Raw genomic sequence first — 14,312 nt, forward strand, 5'->3', positions numbered from 1 at the left:
GGACGGAGCGGGGGCACCGCCGCCGGCGCCACCGTGCCCCCCGGCCCCATCCTGCGGGGGTCCCCCCGGCGGCATGGCCTGCCCCGGTACGCCGGTCGGCCGCGCGGGCGGCGGTTCGCCGCCGAGCAGCAGGGAGGCCCGCCCCCCGTCCTCCTTACGGAGGAAGCGGATCGCCTCCGCCGCCGTCGTCGCGTCGGTCACAGCGATCGCGTCGGCCGCCGCACCGAGCGCCGCCGCCACGGGGACCTCGAAGCCCGGGGTGACGGTCAGCAGTTCGGCGGCGGGACCCAGCAGGCCGGAGAGACGGTCCCGCGCGCCCAGCAGCGCACCGGTGCCGTCCTTGCGGCGCAGCCCGAGGGCGAGCGCGTCGTGGCGGGCGGAGAGGGCGGCGCGCTCGCGTTCGGCGGCCGTGGTCGCCTCTCGCGCGGCCGTCAGCGCGCCCTCCGCCTCGGCCAGCGCCCGCTTGGCATCGTCGTGCCGCTCGCCCAGTTCGTGGTCGTCGGCGTCCAGGCCGTCGACCTCGGCCTTGAGCTGTTCGTACTCCTCCTGGGCGGCGACGGCGCGCTGTCGCGCCCCGTCACGCGCTTCCGCGAGCCGGCCGATCTCGGCCCGCGCCGACGCTGCACGGCCGCGGGCGGCGTTCACCTGCCCGTTCAACCGGGCAAGTCCTTCGCGCCGGTCGGCGATCGCGCGCGCCACGTCCTTGAGGCGGCGTTCCTCCGCCGCGAGGTCACGCTCAAGGTCGGAGCGGTGCGCGACGGTGTCCTCCAGGGCGCGCTCCGCCGCTTCGAGGGCGGCCTCCAACTCGGCCTCCTGCTCACGGATGCGGGCGGCCTCGCGCTCCATGTCCTCGGGGTCCCGCCCGCGCCGTTCGTCCTCCGGCGTGGCGGTGGCACTCTTCACCCGGGCGTCGGCCAGCGAGATGGTGCCCCGTACCCGCTCGGCGAGCTGCGAGAGTTCGTACCAGGTCTGCTGGGCGCGTTGCAGCCGCGGCGCCAGCCGCCGTACCTCGTCCTCCAGCTCCGCCTCGCGGGCCAGCGCTTTCCCGAGGCGGAGCTCCGCCTCCTCCTTGCGCTGCTTGAGCGCCGCCTCGTCGGCAACCTCCGTACGGAGGGCGCCGCGCAGCTTCACGAGATCGTCGGCGAGCAGGCGCAGCCGCGCGTCGCGCAGATCCGCCTGGATGACCGCGGCCCGCCGCGCCACCGCGGCCTGTCGCCCCAACGGCTTGAGCTGTCGGCGCAGTTCGTCGGTCAGGTCCTGTACGCGCGCGAGGTTGGCCTGCATCGCGTCCAGCTTCCGCAGCGCCTTCTCCTTGCGCTTACGGTGCTTGAGAACGCCCGCGGCCTCTTCGATGAATGCCCTGCGCCCCATCGGATCGGCGTGCAGGACGGAATCGAGTTGCCCCTGGCCGACGATGACATGCATCTCGCGGCCGATACCGGAGTCGGAAAGCAGTTCCTGGATGTCGAGCAGCCGGCAGGTGTCACCGTTGAGCTGGTATTCGCTGCCGCCGTTGCGGAACATGATCCGCGTAATGGTGACTTCGGCATAGTCGATGGGGAGCGCACCATCGGAATTGTCGATGGTCAGAGAGACTTCGGCGCGCCCCAGCGGCGGCCGGCCGGTTGTCCCGGCGAAGATCACGTCTTCCATCTTGCCGCCGCGAAGCGACTTGGCCCCCTGCTCGCCCATGACCCAGGAAAGCGCGTCCACGACATTGGACTTACCCGAGCCGTTCGGACCCACGACGCACGTGATGCCGGGCTCGAACCGCAGCGTCGTGGCGGAGGCGAAGGATTTGAACCCGCGCAGGGTCATGGCCTTGAGGTGCACGCCGCCGGACTCTACCTTCCTCACATCACCCGTCGGCGGTTTCACCGCCGAATGAGCAGGGCACATCAGACGTGAGAAGAACCGGTTTCAGGGGTGGGGGGAAAGAAAGAAGGGACGCCGAAGCGTCCCTTGCATGTTCTTGCGAGAGTGTTTCTCACCTGACCCCGACGGGGGCTGCTGTCAGGTGAGCGCGGGCTCCGCCTGGGGTACATCGAGGTCGATGCCGTCGAACGGCGAATCGCCATGGTGCTGTGCGGCGGCAGCGCTCAACGCGTCATTCTCGGACTGGATCCGTACAAGCTCGGATTCGAGGTCCTGGACGCGCTGCTGAAGCCGTCGCATCTCGGCGAGGAGTCGCGGGTCAGAACCGCCGACGTAACCGAGAAGCGCCTTTGCCATGATGGATGGGCCTCCACACTGAGTGACCGACCGAAGCGGTGTGGGTCTGAGGGATTTCCGCACCCGCACTGCCTGGCAGAGGTTCTTCCGCACTGTGATTACTACTGCCAAACAGCCAAGGTGCGCGGGGATTCCAGGGTCTCACCAAAAAGTTTGACGGTCAACACGATCACAGCCCGTCATCGCCGGGCGGCCCAGGGGCGCACTTCCGCGTGGGGTGCGGCGGCGCCTCTCCTGCGGCCCCGGAGGGCGTGGAGATCATTGTTAACGCGGCAGCTTGGCATGAGAGCCCGTTCTTGGCAACCATCGGTGGATTCTCGCCAGAAGCACATGCCTGAGACATAAGGGCAGGCCGGACGCCACACCGTCGGACGCGTCCCGGCATCCCTCGACCCGTTCAAGATCGACCGCGAATGATCAAGATCAGTCGGAGCGCTTCGCGACAGCACGCCGTCGGTCATGATCACCGGATGGCGAAGGTGTCGTATCCACCGCGCGGTGTGCCCCAAATCTCAGTGACTCCGTCAACACGGCCGGGCGTGTCGTCGGAACCGAGCCACTCCAGCAAACGGTGGCAATTATCACGCGGTCCTTCGGCGACGATCTGCACCCTGCCGTCGTCGAGATTGAGGGCGAAGCCCGTGAGGTCCCCGATCTCCAGAGCGTTTGCCCTGGTGAACCAGCGGAAGCCAACTCCCTGTACGCGACCGCGCACCCAAACGGTGATCCGTACATCTTCGTTCATGGGTGCAAGCTAATGGGCCAATACCCCGGTGAGCACTTCGCCCCCACCCCGCTTGGCGTACAGTCCCGTCGAAATAGGGCTCACCCGAATGGGTGAGACGCGCTGTCGTGACGAGCGGTGCGGGAGCAATCACGCGCACCTGAGCACATCGAGGAAGGCACAGCAGATGGGACGCCATAGTCGCTCGGCCGGCGAACCCGCCGCTGAGGACCACGCGGCCGGTGCGGCAGGTCGGCACCGGGGCAGGGGCCGAGGTCGCAAGAAGGGCATCGCCGCCCCCGTACGTACCGGACTGCTCGGCGCTTCCGCCGCGATGGCCATGGGCGCCGTGGCCGTGGCATCCGGTCTGCTGCCCGGTGGGGATCAGTACACGGTCAGCGGTGGCAATCTCCCGGGCGAGCAGGTCCGCACCGCGGGCGCGCCCGAGCTCCAGCAGCAGGGCGGCTCGACCGCCGAGCCGACCGGCGAGGCCGCCACGCCGTCGAGCCCCGGCGCCGACCGGCCGAAGGAGCCGTCGAAGTCCGCCTCATCGACGCCGGACAAGCCGTCCGCCTCCGAGAGCCCGTCGAAGCCGGCGAAGACGCCGGAGAGCGATCCGCCGCGGAGCCGGAGCGAGGGGACGAGCACGAAGCCGTCCAGCAGCGCGCCGGCGCCCGAGAAGACCAGGGACCGCGTCACGCCGCCCCGGACACCGGCCGCGCCCACCGTCGCCCCGTCGACCGCCGAGTCCGAAGTCCTCGCGCTGGTCAACGAGGAGCGGGCGAAGGCTGGCTGTCAGCCACTGCGCGCCGACAAGTCGCTGAACGGTCTGGCCGAGGCGTTCAGCAAGGACATGGCGGACCGCGGCTTCTTCGACCACACCGACCCGGACGGCGACACCCCCTGGGACCGCGCCGACCAGGCGGGCGTCACGAATCTGGGCGGCGAGAACATCGCCCGGGGCCAGGCCGACGCCCAGGCGGTGATGGTCTCCTGGATGGCCAGCGAGGGCCACCGCGAGAACATCCTGAACTGCGACTACAAGACCATCGGCATCGGCGCCCACTTCGCCGAGGGCGGCCCGTGGTGGACGCAGGACTTCGGCTTCTGATCCGCGACCGACCACTCTCGCGCCCGTGGCACGGGCAAGGCCCGCGACAGCATCACGTCGCGGGCCTTGCCCGTGCCACGGGCGCCGGTACGGGTACGGGCGCCCGTACGGGGCGGTGTCACGGTGCGGCGCGGGGCGGGCGTTGGCAGTGGGGGCAAAAGTAGCTCGACCGGTTCATCCAGGGGCGGCGGCGGATCGGGGTGCCGCAGCGGCGGCACGGTTCGCCCTCGCGGCCGTACGCGTCCAGTGACCGGTCGAAGTAGCCCGATTCGCCGTTCACGTTGACGTAGAGGCTGTCGAAGCTGGTGCCGCCGACCGCGAGCGCGGCGTTCATCACGTCCCGGACGTGGCCCAGGAGTTCGACCGAGCGGGGACGGGGCAGCGAGGCCGTCGGCCGGTCGTAGTGGAGCTTGGCGCGCCACAGCGCCTCGTCCGCGTAGATGTTGCCGACACCGCTGATGAGGGACTGGTCGAGCAGCGCGCGCTTGATCGTCGTACGGCGCAGCCGCAGCGCGGCGTGGAAGGCGTCGTCGTCGAACGCCGGGTCGAGCGGGTCGCGCGCGATGTGGGCGATGACGTCGGGCAGTCCGTCGGGGGTGTTCTCGTGCAGTGACAGCCCCCCGAAGGTGCGCTGGTCGACGAAGCGGAGCTCGGTGCCGAGGTCGTCGTCGAACCGGATACGGATCCGCAGGTGCTTCTCGTCCGGGGCCGATTCCGGCTGCACGAGGAGCTGGCCGCTCATTCCGAGGTGCCCGAGGATCGAAGCGTCCGTGTCGGCGAGCGGCAGCCAGAGGTACTTGCCACGGCGGCGGGCGACGCCGACACGGTGCCCCTTGAGGCGGGCGGCGAAGTCCTCACCGCCGGCAAGGTGGCGCCGTACGGCGCGGGGGTGCAGCACCTGTGTGTCGGCCACCGTCCGCCCCGCGACCCAGCGTTCGAGTCCGCGCCGTACGACTTCGACCTCGGGCAGCTCGGGCACGGTGCTCCTTCAGGGGGCGGCGGGTCGGCGGCTTCGGGTCAACTGGCCGAAGACGGGGCGGAAGTTGGGGACGAGCTGCGCCCCTCGTGTCGTATCGACACAAGGGGCGCACCGGGAAGGGAACCGAACAGCTCGGCTCAGGACTTGGCCGCGTCGGCGGATTCCGAAGTCGGCACCGAAGAGGTGTCGGCGACCTCTTCAACTTCGACGTCGGCCTCGGAGTCGACCTCGGCCTCGGCCTCGGCCTCCGCCCCGGAGTCGGGGCCGACCGCGGCTTTCGCCGCCGCCACCCGTTCGTCCGCGTCCGCGCGGATGGACCGCCACGCGGTCTCCGCCGCCTGCTGTTCCGCTTCCTTCTTGCTGCGGCCGGTGCCGGTGCCGTACGAGACACCACCGACGCGGGCGGCAGCGGTGAAGGTCTTCTCGTGATCCGGGCCGGTCTCCGTGACGAGATACTCGGGTACGCCGAGACTCTCCGCCGCGGTCAGTTCCTGCAGACTGGTCTTCCAGTCCAGACCGGCACCGAGGTTGGAGGACTTCTCGATGAGCGGGTCGAAGAGCCGGTGTACCAGCTCGGACGCCACGTCGAGGCCCTGATCGAGATAGACCGCGCCGATCACCGCTTCAAGGGTGTCGGCGAGGATGGACGCCTTGTCCCGGCCTCCCGTGCCCTCTTCACCACGGCCGAGCCGGATGAAGGAGCCGAGTTCGAGGCCGCGTCCCACTTGTGCCAGCGCACGCGAGTTGACCACCGCGGCCCGCAACTTGGCCAGTTGGCCTTCGGGCAGGTCGGGGTGGATGCGGTACAGCGTGTCGGTGACCACCAGTCCGAGCACCGAATCCCCGAGGAATTCGAGCCGTTCGTTGGTGGGCAGACCGCCGTTCTCGTACGCGAACGAGCGATGGGTCAGCGCACGCACCAGAAGGGCGGACTCCAGCTGATAGCCGAGCCGCCCTTCCAGAAGCGTGTGGGACGAGGCTGTGCTGACGTTGTCTGCCTTCTTGGCATTGGACAGTTCAGACATCGAGCCTCTCACCAGCCGCTCAGACCTCGAGGACCTGGCGCTTGTTGTAGGTGCCGCAGCTCGGGCACGCGATGTGCTGGAGCTTCGGCTCCTGGCAACGCTCACACGAAACCAGGGTGGGGACCGCAGCCTTCCACTGCGACCGGCGGTGGCGCGTGTTGCTGCGCGACATCTTCCGCTTCGGAACAGCCACGGCTACTTCTCCTGCTTCTCGTCGGCGCCTTCGTCGGCGCCGCCCATGTTGTCCTTCTCGCCGTCCGTGATGGTTTCGGCGAGTCCTTGCAGTGACGCCCACCGAATGTCGACGGCGTCGTGGTGATGGTCCGGGTTCTCGTCCAGCCTGATTCCGCATTCGGAGCACAGGCCGGCACAGGTCTCCCGGCACACCGGCTGCATCGGCAGTGCGAGCACCACCGCATCGCGCAGCACAGGTTCGAGGTCGAAAAGTCCGTCCTCGATGAAGAGCCTGTCCTCGTCGTCCTCGGCGTCGTCGGCCGGTTCCGCCTGCTTGCTGCGGCCCCGGTCGTCGGCGTCAGGGTACGAGAACATCTCCTGGAAGTCCGCTGCCACGTCTTGGCGCACCGGCTCCAGACACCTTACGCACTCCCCCTCGGCGGTCGCACGGGCGGTGCCTGTGACGAGCGCACCCTCCATGACCGATTCGAGGCGGATCCTGAGCTCCACCGGGGCGCCTTCCGGCACTCCGATGACTCCGTCGATGCCGAAGTCCTTGGGCGCCGCCGCGGAGCGGGTCAGCCGCTTGAGCGCGCCGGGACGCCGACCCAGCTCGTGTGTGTCGAACACGAGGGGGTTGCGGGGGTCGAGGCGGGCGTTCAGGGCTGTTCCTGCTTTCGAATCGTGGAGTGGGCCGCCATGTCGCGTACGAGGCGGGCGGCCGGATCGCGGACATCACGCGACCGAAGAACCAGGATACTTGACCGGCCGCCGTTGACCCAATCCGGCCGTACGCGGACCATCCGGGGGCCCTGGGCCGCACTGCCCGGGTTCAGCGGCCCTGCTCGTACCGGCGCAGCTGCTCCAGGTCGATCATGCTGGTGTCGAAGAGGCTGGTCTCGTCGAGAGCGGCCTGCGGGTCCTGCGCCTGCTGCTGGTGGGAGTGCTGCTGGGGCTGCTGCTGCGCCTGGGCGTCGGGGTGCTGCTGCCAGTCCTGCGCCGCCTGGTCGTAGTTCTGCCCGTAGCCCTGGCTGTAGTTCGGGTCGTAGCCGGCGGGGTCGTAGACCGGCTGCTGGGCCTGCTGGTACGCGTACGGGTCCTGCTGCTGGTAGGCGTACGCGTCCTGCTGCTGGTAGCCGCCGTAGGCGGGGTTCGCGTACTGCTGCTGGGCGGCGGGGTCGGCGTACTGCTGCGGAGCCTGGGCCGGAGCCTGGGCCTGCGCCGGGATCGGGATCGGGATCTGGACCGGCTGCTCCGGGGCCGGGACCCGGGGCGGGGACTGCGGCTCCATCGGCTGGTGCGCGGGCGCCCCGGCGCCCTGGAGCGACTGCTGTCCCGGCATCTCGGCGAGACCGGACAGATAGTCCGCGTCGCTGGTGTGCCCCTGCCGTCCCGCCGCGTCCTGCTCCGCCATGTGCAGGCCCAGGTCGTCGGTGGCGACCCGGCCGAGCAGCTTCTGCCGGCCGCGGCCGACCGCGTCCAGGGTCTTGGAGAGGACGGCCTCGAAGGCGCCGAGCTTGGCGTCGACGTAGTCGTCCGCTCGGCGGATGAGGGTGTCGGGGTCGGCGCTGTACTCCGGGGCGTCCTCGTCGGCGTACCCCTGCGCGTCGAGCCCGGGGCCCCGGCCGAGCAGCTTCTCGCGGCCGCGGTCCACGGAGCCGATGGTCTTGTTGAGAACGACCTCGAAGTTCGCGAGCTTGGAGTCGACGTAGTCGTCGGCCTCGGCGCGGACCTCCTCGGCGTCCCTGCGGGCGTCGGCGAGGATGCGGTCCGCCTCTTCCTGCGCGGTGCGGGCGATCACGGTGTCGGAGATCAGCGTGGACCGCTCCGTGTGGGCCGCCGCGACGATGCGCTCCGCCTCCTGGCGGGCCTGCTCGGACAGCTGCTCATGGCCGCCGAGCAGCTCCCGCGCCTGGGCGAGCGAGCCCGGCAGGGCCTCCCGTACCTCTTCGAGCAGCGAGAGCAGTTCGCCGCGGTTGACCACGCAGGAGGCCGACATGGGCATGGAACGGGCGTTCCCCACCGCGTCGACGATCTCGTCGAGCTTCTTCTGCACGTCCACCGTGTGCTCGCCACTCTCTACAGCCGGGTTGGAGACGGACGCAACGACTGTACGGCCAGTCGGTGCGCGCCCGACACCAGGTGACGGTCCGTCAGTTCCGGTCCCCGTCCGCCGCCCCGTTCCGCGCCCCGTCCGTCATCGGTTCTCAAGGCGCTCGGCCAGTGCCTCGTGCACGAGCGGAGGCAGTAGATGGGATACGTCTCCGCCCCAGGTCGCCACCTCTTTGACCAGCGAGGAGGAGAGGAAACTGTAGACGGGGTTGGTCGGCACGAAGAGGGTCTCGACGCCGGAGAGGCCGTTGTTCATCTGGGCCATCTGCAGCTCGTAGTCGAAGTCGCTGACCGCGCGCAGGCCCTTGACGATGGCCGGGATGTCGCGCTGCTTGCAGAAGTCGACGAGGAGGCCGTGGAAGGACTCCACCTCGACGTTGCCGAATTCGGCGGTGACCCGGCGGATCAGATCGATCCGCTCGTCGATGCTGAACAGCCCCTTCTTGGACTGGTTGATCATCACGGCGACGTGCACGACGTCGTACAGCTTGGAGGCGCGGCCAATGATGTCGAGGTGACCATTGGTGATGGGGTCGAAAGACCCCGGACAGACGGCGCGGCGCAACTGAATTCCCTCGCTCTCCGGTCCGGTCATCGGGCGTCTTCGGGGGCGGCGGCGCGACCGTACCAAAGGGTTCCCTCGCCGTAGCGACGCGCTCGCAACGGGTCGAAGCCCTTCGGCCAGGTGAACTCCCCACCTCTGGTGCTGCGCTCCACGGTGGCGACGGCCGCGCCATTGAGCCAGCCCTGCGAGCGGAGTGTGAGGAGGATCTCGCGAAGATCGTCATCGGTGACGGCGTAGGGCGGGTCGAGGAAGACGATGTCGTACGGGGCCCCGGGAGCCGGTCCTGTCACGATCTGCTCGGCTTTGCCCGTGCGGACCTCCGCGCCGGGCAGTCCGAGGGTGCGGACGTTGTCCCGGACGGTGCGGGCCGCCCTGCTGTCCGCCTCCACAAGGAGGGTGTGCGCGGCGCCCCGTGAGAGGGCTTCCAGGCCGACGGCGCCGGAGCCGGCGTACAGATCGGCGACACGGAGGCCGTCGAGGGTGCCGAGCAGCGCCTCCCAGGTGGAGAAGAGACCTTCGCGCGCTCGGTCGGAGGTGGGGCGGGTGCCGTTGCCCGGGGGGACGGCGAGACGGCGTCCGCCGGCGGCACCGGCGATCACGCGGGTCATGGGTGTCGGTCCTCGGTTCGTGGAGTGCGCGGAGTACGTGAACGGGTGTGGCTCTCGTGGAGCGCGGGAGCGGCGGCGGTGCCGCACGTGCGTCGCCACCCACGATATGGCGTCGCTCCGGGCACGGCCCGCCGGGAGCGGCACCGGGGCTGCCGGGCCCCTCTCGGCGCCAGGGGCCCGGCACCGGGGCTGCCGGGCCCCTCTCGGCGCCAGGGGCCCTGAGCGGGGCCCTGCGGCCCGTTCAGCCCTTGTCGAGATACTGCTCCCGCTCGGTGTCCAGCAGGGCGTCCAGCGCCGTACGCAGCTCCGGGAAGGCGTCGAGCTCCGGATCCTGGGCGACCACCGTCACGGCTTCCTCCCTGGCCGCGGCGATGACGTCCTCGTCCTCGATGACGGCGAGCATCCGCAAGCTGGAGCGGACGCCGGACTGGGCCTGTCCGAGGACATCGCCCTCGCGGCGCTGTTCGAGGTCGATACGGGAGAGCTCGAAGCCGTCGAGGGTCGAGGCGACCGCGCCGAGACGGGCGCGCGCGGGGCTCGCCTCCGGCATCTCCGAGACCAGCAGACACAGCCCCGGGGCGGAGCCTCGGCCCACCCGGCCACGCAGCTGGTGCAGCTGCGAGACGCCGAACCGGTCCGCGTCCATGATCACCATCGCGGTGGCGTTGGGGACGTTGACGCCGACCTCGATGACGGTGGTCGCGACCAGGACGTCCACCTCGCCGGCGGCGAAGCGGCGCATCACGTCGTCCTTGTCGTCGGGCTGCATGCGGCCGTGCAGCACCTCGACACGGAGGCCGGTCAGCGGTCCGGCGGTGAGCTGTTTCGCGATGTCCAGCACGGCCAGCGGCGGGCGCTTGTCCCCGTCCGCCTCGGCCGCCTTCGCCGCGGCCTTCTTCTTCGGCTCGTCCTCGCCGTCGCCGATCCGGGGGCAGACGACGTACGCCTGGTGCCCCTTGCCCACCTCCTCGCGCACCCGCTCCCAGGCGCGCGCCAGGAAGTGCGGCTTGTCCTGGGCCGGGACGACATGGGTGGCGATCGGGGAGCGCCCCGCCGGAAGTTGGTCCAGGACGGACGTCTCCAGGTCACCGAAGACGGTCATCGCGACCGTACGGGGAATGGGCGTCGCCGTCATGACCAGCAGATGCGGCGGCTGCTTGCCCTTGGACCGCAGGGCGTCGCGCTGCTCGACCCCGAAACGGTGCTGCTCGTCCACGACGACCAGACCCAGATCGTGAAAACGCACCTTGTCCTCGATCAGCGCGTGCGTGCCGATCACGATCCCCGCCTCGCCGGTGACCAGGTCGAGCAGGGCGTGCCGTCGCCCCGCCGCGCCCATGGAGCCGGTGAGCAGCACCACTTTGGTGGCCTTCTCCGCTCCTCCCAGCATGCCGCCCTCGGAGAGCTCTCCCATCATCTCGGTGATCGAACGGTGGTGCTGCTGGGCGAGGACCTCGGTCGGCGCGAGCATCGCCGCCTGGCCGCCCGCGTCCACCACCGAGAGCATCGCGCGCAGCGCCACCATCGTCTTGCCGGAGCCGACCTCGCCCTGAAGGAGGCGGTGCATCGGGTGCTCGGTCGCCAGGTCGTCGAAGATCTCGCGGGTGACCGTCAACTGGCCGTCGGTGAGGGTGAAGGGCAGCTTGGCGTCGAAGGCGTCGAGCAGGCCCCCGGCCACCGGCTTGCGCGCCACCGCCGGGAGTTGGGCGTCCGCGTGCCGGCGCCGGGCGAGGGCGACCTGGAGCACGAACGCCTCGTCCCACTTGAGCCGGTCCCTGGCCTCGGCGACATCGGCCTTGGTATCGGGCCGGTGGACCTTCAGCAGCGCCTCGGGGAGCGGGACGAAACCGCGTCCCTCGCGGAGCGACGGCGGCAGCGGGTCGACGGCCTCGCCGGCCCTCGGCAGCACCGCGTCGACCGCCTTGGTGATCTTCCAGGACTCCAGTCCCTTGCAGGCCGGGTAGATCGGGATCAGCTTGCCCGCGAAGGAGTCCACGGCCTCGTCGCCGCTGTCCGTGCCGAGCGGCACATACGTGGGATGGGCGAGCTGGAGCTTCCGGTTGAACATCGAGACCTTGCCGGCGAACATGCCGCGGCTGCCGGGCAGCAGGTCCTTGTGCGGCTTGTGGATCCCCCTGCCGAAGAAGACCAGTTGGAGCCGGCCGCTGCCGTCGGTGAGGGTGATCTCCAGCCGCTGGCCCCGGCCCCCGTTGAACTTCAGGACGCGGGAGTCGGCGACCTGCGCGACAACCGTGACGTCCTCGTCCAGCGGGAGGTCGGCGAGGCGGGTGAGCTGGCCCCGCTCCTCGTACCGCCTCGGATAGTGGTGCAGCAGGTCACCGACCGTGTGCAGATCGAGCTGCTCGGCCATCACCTTCGCGGTGGCGGGGCCGAGCGTCTTCTTGAGTGATTCATCCAGCGCGGACACACGATCCATTGCACACCACATCACTGACATCCGTCGCGCACCTGTGGACAACCGCAGGTCGGAGTCGGGTCAGGGAGGGGTCAGCGGGCTGTGGCCCGGACCTCGGTGACGGCGGTGAGCAGGACGGCGGAGTCCTCCAGGGCCTTCAGGCCGTGGCGCTCGTGCGGGATCGGGCCCACCTGTCCGGCGATCATGTCCTGGTCGCCGGAGCTCATCGTCAGCCGTACACGACCGTGCAGTACCTGAAGGCTGGCCGCCGGGGGCGTGTTGTGCTCGTCGAGCGACGAGCCGGAGGTCAGCGCGATGACCGTCTGACGCAGTGGTCCGTCGTGGAGGAAGAGGTGGGCGCTGCGGCCGTGGGCGCTGGCGCGCGCGTCGTCGAGCTGATGGCGGGCGAGTGCGGTCAGGTCGTCCATCGGTGGGCCTCTCGCCTCGGGCGGTGCGCGCGTCTGTCGGGGTGCGCCTACCCTCCATCGTCACAGGTACGGCGCCCCGTGCAAGCTGTGGCCACGGCGGAGACCGCAGGGGTGACGACGCGGCGTACGTACGGAGGCCCGTACGTACGCCGCCCGCGTCACGCCTACTCCACGCCGATCAGCAGGGGCGCCGACTGGCGGCCGCCTCGGTAGACGACCGTGTCGACGGCCAGGTGCCCGTCCCGTACGTAGCGCTCCAGGCGCTCGGCGAGGGTGTCGGGCACGTCCTGGCCGAGCACCAGGGTGACCAGTTCGCCGCCCGCCGACAGCATCCGGTCCAGGACGGTCTCGGCGGTGGCGGCGAGTTCGGTGCCGATCACCGCGACGTCGCCGTCGATCAGCCCCAGCAGATCCCCGGCCTGACAGATGCCCGCCATGGTCCAGGACTGCCGCTCGGCGACGGCCAGTTCGGCGTAACGGGTGGCGCCGGCGGCCGAGGTCATGGCCACCACGTCCTCGTCGAAGCGGCGGTCCGGCTCGTGCACCGCGAGCGCGGCGATGCCCTGTACGGCCGCCCTGGTCGGGATGAGTGCGACACGGATGCCCTCGGCGCGGGCCTGTTCGGCGGCAGCGGCGGCGGTGTGGCGCAGCTCCGCGTCGTTCGGCAGGAGCACCACCTCGTGGGCGTGGGCGCGCCGGATGGCGTCGACCAGCTCACCGCTGGCCGGTGGTTCCCCGGGGCGTGCGAGCACCGTCGTGGCGCCGGCCTCGGCGCACAGCCCGGCGAGACCCTCGCCCGGGACCACGGCGACGACGGCGCGCTGTGCCCGCTCCCGCTGGTGCCCGGCGGCGGCGCCGAAGTGGGTGATACGGATCCGGTACGGGCGCCCCGCCTCGACACCGGCCTCCACGGCGGCGCCCGCGTCGTCGACATGCACGTGCACGTTCCACAGACCGTCACCGCCGACCACGACGAGCGAGTCGCCGAGCGCGTCGAGCCGGCGACGGAGCCGGGCGATGCCCGCCTCGTCGGTCTCCAGGAGGTAGATCACCTCGAAGGCGGGGCCGACGGGGCTGTCGTCGGCGTCGCAGGACTCCACCACGGCGGGCAGCTCGTGCGGGCGGGCGCCCGGTGCGACGGGGGACGGGGCGTCGCCCGTGACGGCCTCCACGAGTGCGGCCAGGACGGCGAGCAGGCCCCGTCCGCCGGCGTCGACGACCCCGGCGCGGCCGAGGACGGCCAGCTGTCCGGGTGTCGCGGCGAGCGCGACGCGGGCCCCCGCGTACGCGGCGTGGACGGCCGCACCGCCGCCGTACGCCGCACCGTCGCCCACGCCGTCCCCCGGTGTGCGGGCCGCGGCTTCAGCCGCCGCGGACGCCACCGTGAGGATCGTGCCCTCGACCGGATGGGCGACGGCCTCGCGCGCCAGCTCCGCCGCCCTGCGCAGCGCCCTGGCGAGGTGTTCCCCGCCGCCTTCCGCCGCCGCGTCGGCCCCGTCCGCCGTTCCGTCCGCGGCCCCGTCCTCGCCGAGCACCTCCGCCATGCCCCGGAGGAGCTGCGCGAGGATCGTCCCGGAGTTCCCCCGGGCGCCGATCAGTGCCCCGTGCGCCATGGCCCGCACGGTGTCGGGCAGGTCCGGTACGGACGTCCCCGTCGCGTGCGCGTCGAAGACCGCCTCGACGGCCTGCGCGGCGGACTCCACCGTCAGATAGAGGTTGGTCCCGGTGTCCCCGTCGGCGACCGGATAGACGTTGATCGCGTCGATCTCCTCGCGGTCCCGGCCCAGGGCGTCCAGCGCCAGCGAGCACCAGGTACGCACCGCTGCGGCGTCGAGGGTCTGCGGCACCTGGGGGTCCTCCTTGGCGGCCTGGGCTGGGAGCTGCACCGCAGGGTAGTCCGCCCGCACCGTCGTGGCAGGTGGGAAGGGGGGCGGGAGG

The 14,312-nt window shown here is 70.9% G+C and carries 14 protein-coding genes; 1 reads left to right on the top strand and 13 read right to left on the bottom strand.

Features of this window, described 5'->3' with window-relative positions:
• The 3 genes from P3L51_RS29965 to P3L51_RS29975 form a co-directional block, all read right to left on the bottom strand.
• A partial coding sequence (locus P3L51_RS29965; RefSeq protein ID WP_354608462.1) for a chromosome segregation SMC family protein occupies positions 1–1,833 on the bottom strand: 1,833 nt, incomplete at its 3' end.
• Positions 1,834–2,013: 180 nt separating this feature from the next.
• Entirely contained in the window at positions 2,014–2,232 is a 219-nt protein-coding gene (locus P3L51_RS29970; protein ID WP_023538382.1) for a hypothetical protein, read from the bottom strand.
• Between the two features lie 463 nt (positions 2,233–2,695).
• Positions 2,696–2,977 carry an acylphosphatase gene (locus P3L51_RS29975; RefSeq protein WP_354608463.1) on the bottom strand — a complete coding sequence of 94 codons (282 nt, stop codon included), beginning with the start codon at positions 2,975–2,977 and terminating at the stop codon, positions 2,696–2,698.
• A 166-nt stretch (positions 2,978–3,143) separates the two neighbouring features.
• On the opposite strand from P3L51_RS29975, the gene P3L51_RS29980 reads away from it, so the two are divergent.
• On the top strand, positions 3,144–4,067 hold the full coding sequence (locus P3L51_RS29980; RefSeq protein WP_354608464.1) for a CAP domain-containing protein: 924 nt from the start codon (positions 3,144–3,146) through the stop codon (positions 4,065–4,067).
• Positions 4,068–4,185: 118 nt separating this feature from the next.
• Here P3L51_RS29980 and mutM read toward each other — a convergent pair whose 3' ends face one another.
• The 10 genes from mutM to P3L51_RS30030 all read right to left on the bottom strand — a co-directional run bounded on the left by mutM (position 4,186) and on the right by P3L51_RS30030 (position 14,221).
• Positions 4,186–5,046, bottom strand: a complete 861-nt coding sequence (gene mutM / locus P3L51_RS29985; RefSeq protein WP_354608465.1) for a bifunctional DNA-formamidopyrimidine glycosylase/DNA-(apurinic or apyrimidinic site) lyase — start codon at positions 5,044–5,046, stop codon at positions 4,186–4,188.
• Between the two features lie 137 nt (positions 5,047–5,183).
• A complete protein-coding gene (gene rnc / locus P3L51_RS29990; protein ID WP_354608466.1) occupies positions 5,184–6,071 on the bottom strand; it encodes a ribonuclease III in 888 nt (295 codons plus the stop codon).
• 19 nt (positions 6,072–6,090) lie between these two features.
• Positions 6,091–6,264 (bottom strand): 50S ribosomal protein L32, encoded by a 174-nt coding sequence (rpmF, locus tag P3L51_RS29995; protein WP_003965982.1) that lies wholly within the window; start codon positions 6,262–6,264, stop codon positions 6,091–6,093.
• 2 nt (positions 6,265–6,266) lie between these two features.
• Entirely contained in the window at positions 6,267–6,875 is a 609-nt protein-coding gene (locus P3L51_RS30000) for a YceD family protein (protein ID WP_354608467.1), read from the bottom strand.
• Positions 6,876–7,077: 202 nt separating this feature from the next.
• Complete coding sequence (locus P3L51_RS30005; protein ID WP_354608468.1) at positions 7,078–8,307, bottom strand: cell division initiation protein; 1,230 nt, start codon at positions 8,305–8,307, stop codon at positions 7,078–7,080.
• Positions 8,308–8,442: 135 nt separating this feature from the next.
• Positions 8,443–8,922 (bottom strand): pantetheine-phosphate adenylyltransferase, encoded by a 480-nt coding sequence (gene coaD / locus P3L51_RS30010; protein WP_354608472.1) that lies wholly within the window; start codon positions 8,920–8,922, stop codon positions 8,443–8,445.
• Positions 8,923–8,948: 26 nt separating this feature from the next.
• The gene (gene rsmD, locus P3L51_RS30015; protein WP_354608469.1) at positions 8,949–9,530 is read right to left on the bottom strand and encodes a 16S rRNA (guanine(966)-N(2))-methyltransferase RsmD; all 582 of its coding nucleotides are present in this window, start codon (positions 9,528–9,530) and stop codon (positions 8,949–8,951) included.
• A 241-nt stretch (positions 9,531–9,771) separates the two neighbouring features.
• On the bottom strand, positions 9,772–11,967 hold the full coding sequence (gene recG / locus P3L51_RS30020) for an ATP-dependent DNA helicase RecG (protein WP_354608470.1): 2,196 nt from the start codon (positions 11,965–11,967) through the stop codon (positions 9,772–9,774).
• 71 nt (positions 11,968–12,038) lie between these two features.
• A complete protein-coding gene (locus tag P3L51_RS30025; protein WP_354608471.1) occupies positions 12,039–12,374 on the bottom strand; it encodes a cupin domain-containing protein in 336 nt (111 codons plus the stop codon).
• Positions 12,375–12,538: 164 nt separating this feature from the next.
• Entirely contained in the window at positions 12,539–14,221 is a 1,683-nt protein-coding gene (locus tag P3L51_RS30030; protein WP_354608473.1) for a DAK2 domain-containing protein, read from the bottom strand.
• Between the last annotated feature and the right edge of the window lie 91 nt (positions 14,222–14,312).

The sequence above is a fragment of the Streptomyces panacea genome, assembly GCF_040560175.1.
GTDB classification, from domain to species: Bacteria; Actinomycetota; Actinomycetes; order Streptomycetales; family Streptomycetaceae; genus Streptomyces; species Streptomyces panacea.

What these genes read in the sequence shown, in the direction of transcription:
- P3L51_RS29975 (WP_354608463.1), bottom strand. Translation starts at nt 2,977, where the DNA reads ATGAACGAAGATGTACGGATCACCGTTTGGGTGCGCGGTCGCGTACAG.
- rnc (WP_354608466.1), bottom strand. Translation starts at nt 6,071, where the DNA reads ATGTCTGAACTGTCCAATGCCAAGAAGGCAGACAACGTCAGCACAGCC.
- P3L51_RS29970 (WP_023538382.1), bottom strand. Translation starts at nt 2,232, where the DNA reads ATGGCAAAGGCGCTTCTCGGTTACGTCGGCGGTTCTGACCCGCGACTC.
- recG (WP_354608470.1), bottom strand. Translation starts at nt 11,967, where the DNA reads ATGGATCGTGTGTCCGCGCTGGATGAATCACTCAAGAAGACGCTCGGC.
- rsmD (WP_354608469.1), bottom strand. Translation starts at nt 9,530, where the DNA reads ATGACCCGCGTGATCGCCGGTGCCGCCGGCGGACGCCGTCTCGCCGTC.
- P3L51_RS30025 (WP_354608471.1), bottom strand. Translation starts at nt 12,374, where the DNA reads ATGGACGACCTGACCGCACTCGCCCGCCATCAGCTCGACGACGCGCGC.
- P3L51_RS29980 (WP_354608464.1), top strand. Translation starts at nt 3,144, where the DNA reads ATGGGACGCCATAGTCGCTCGGCCGGCGAACCCGCCGCTGAGGACCAC.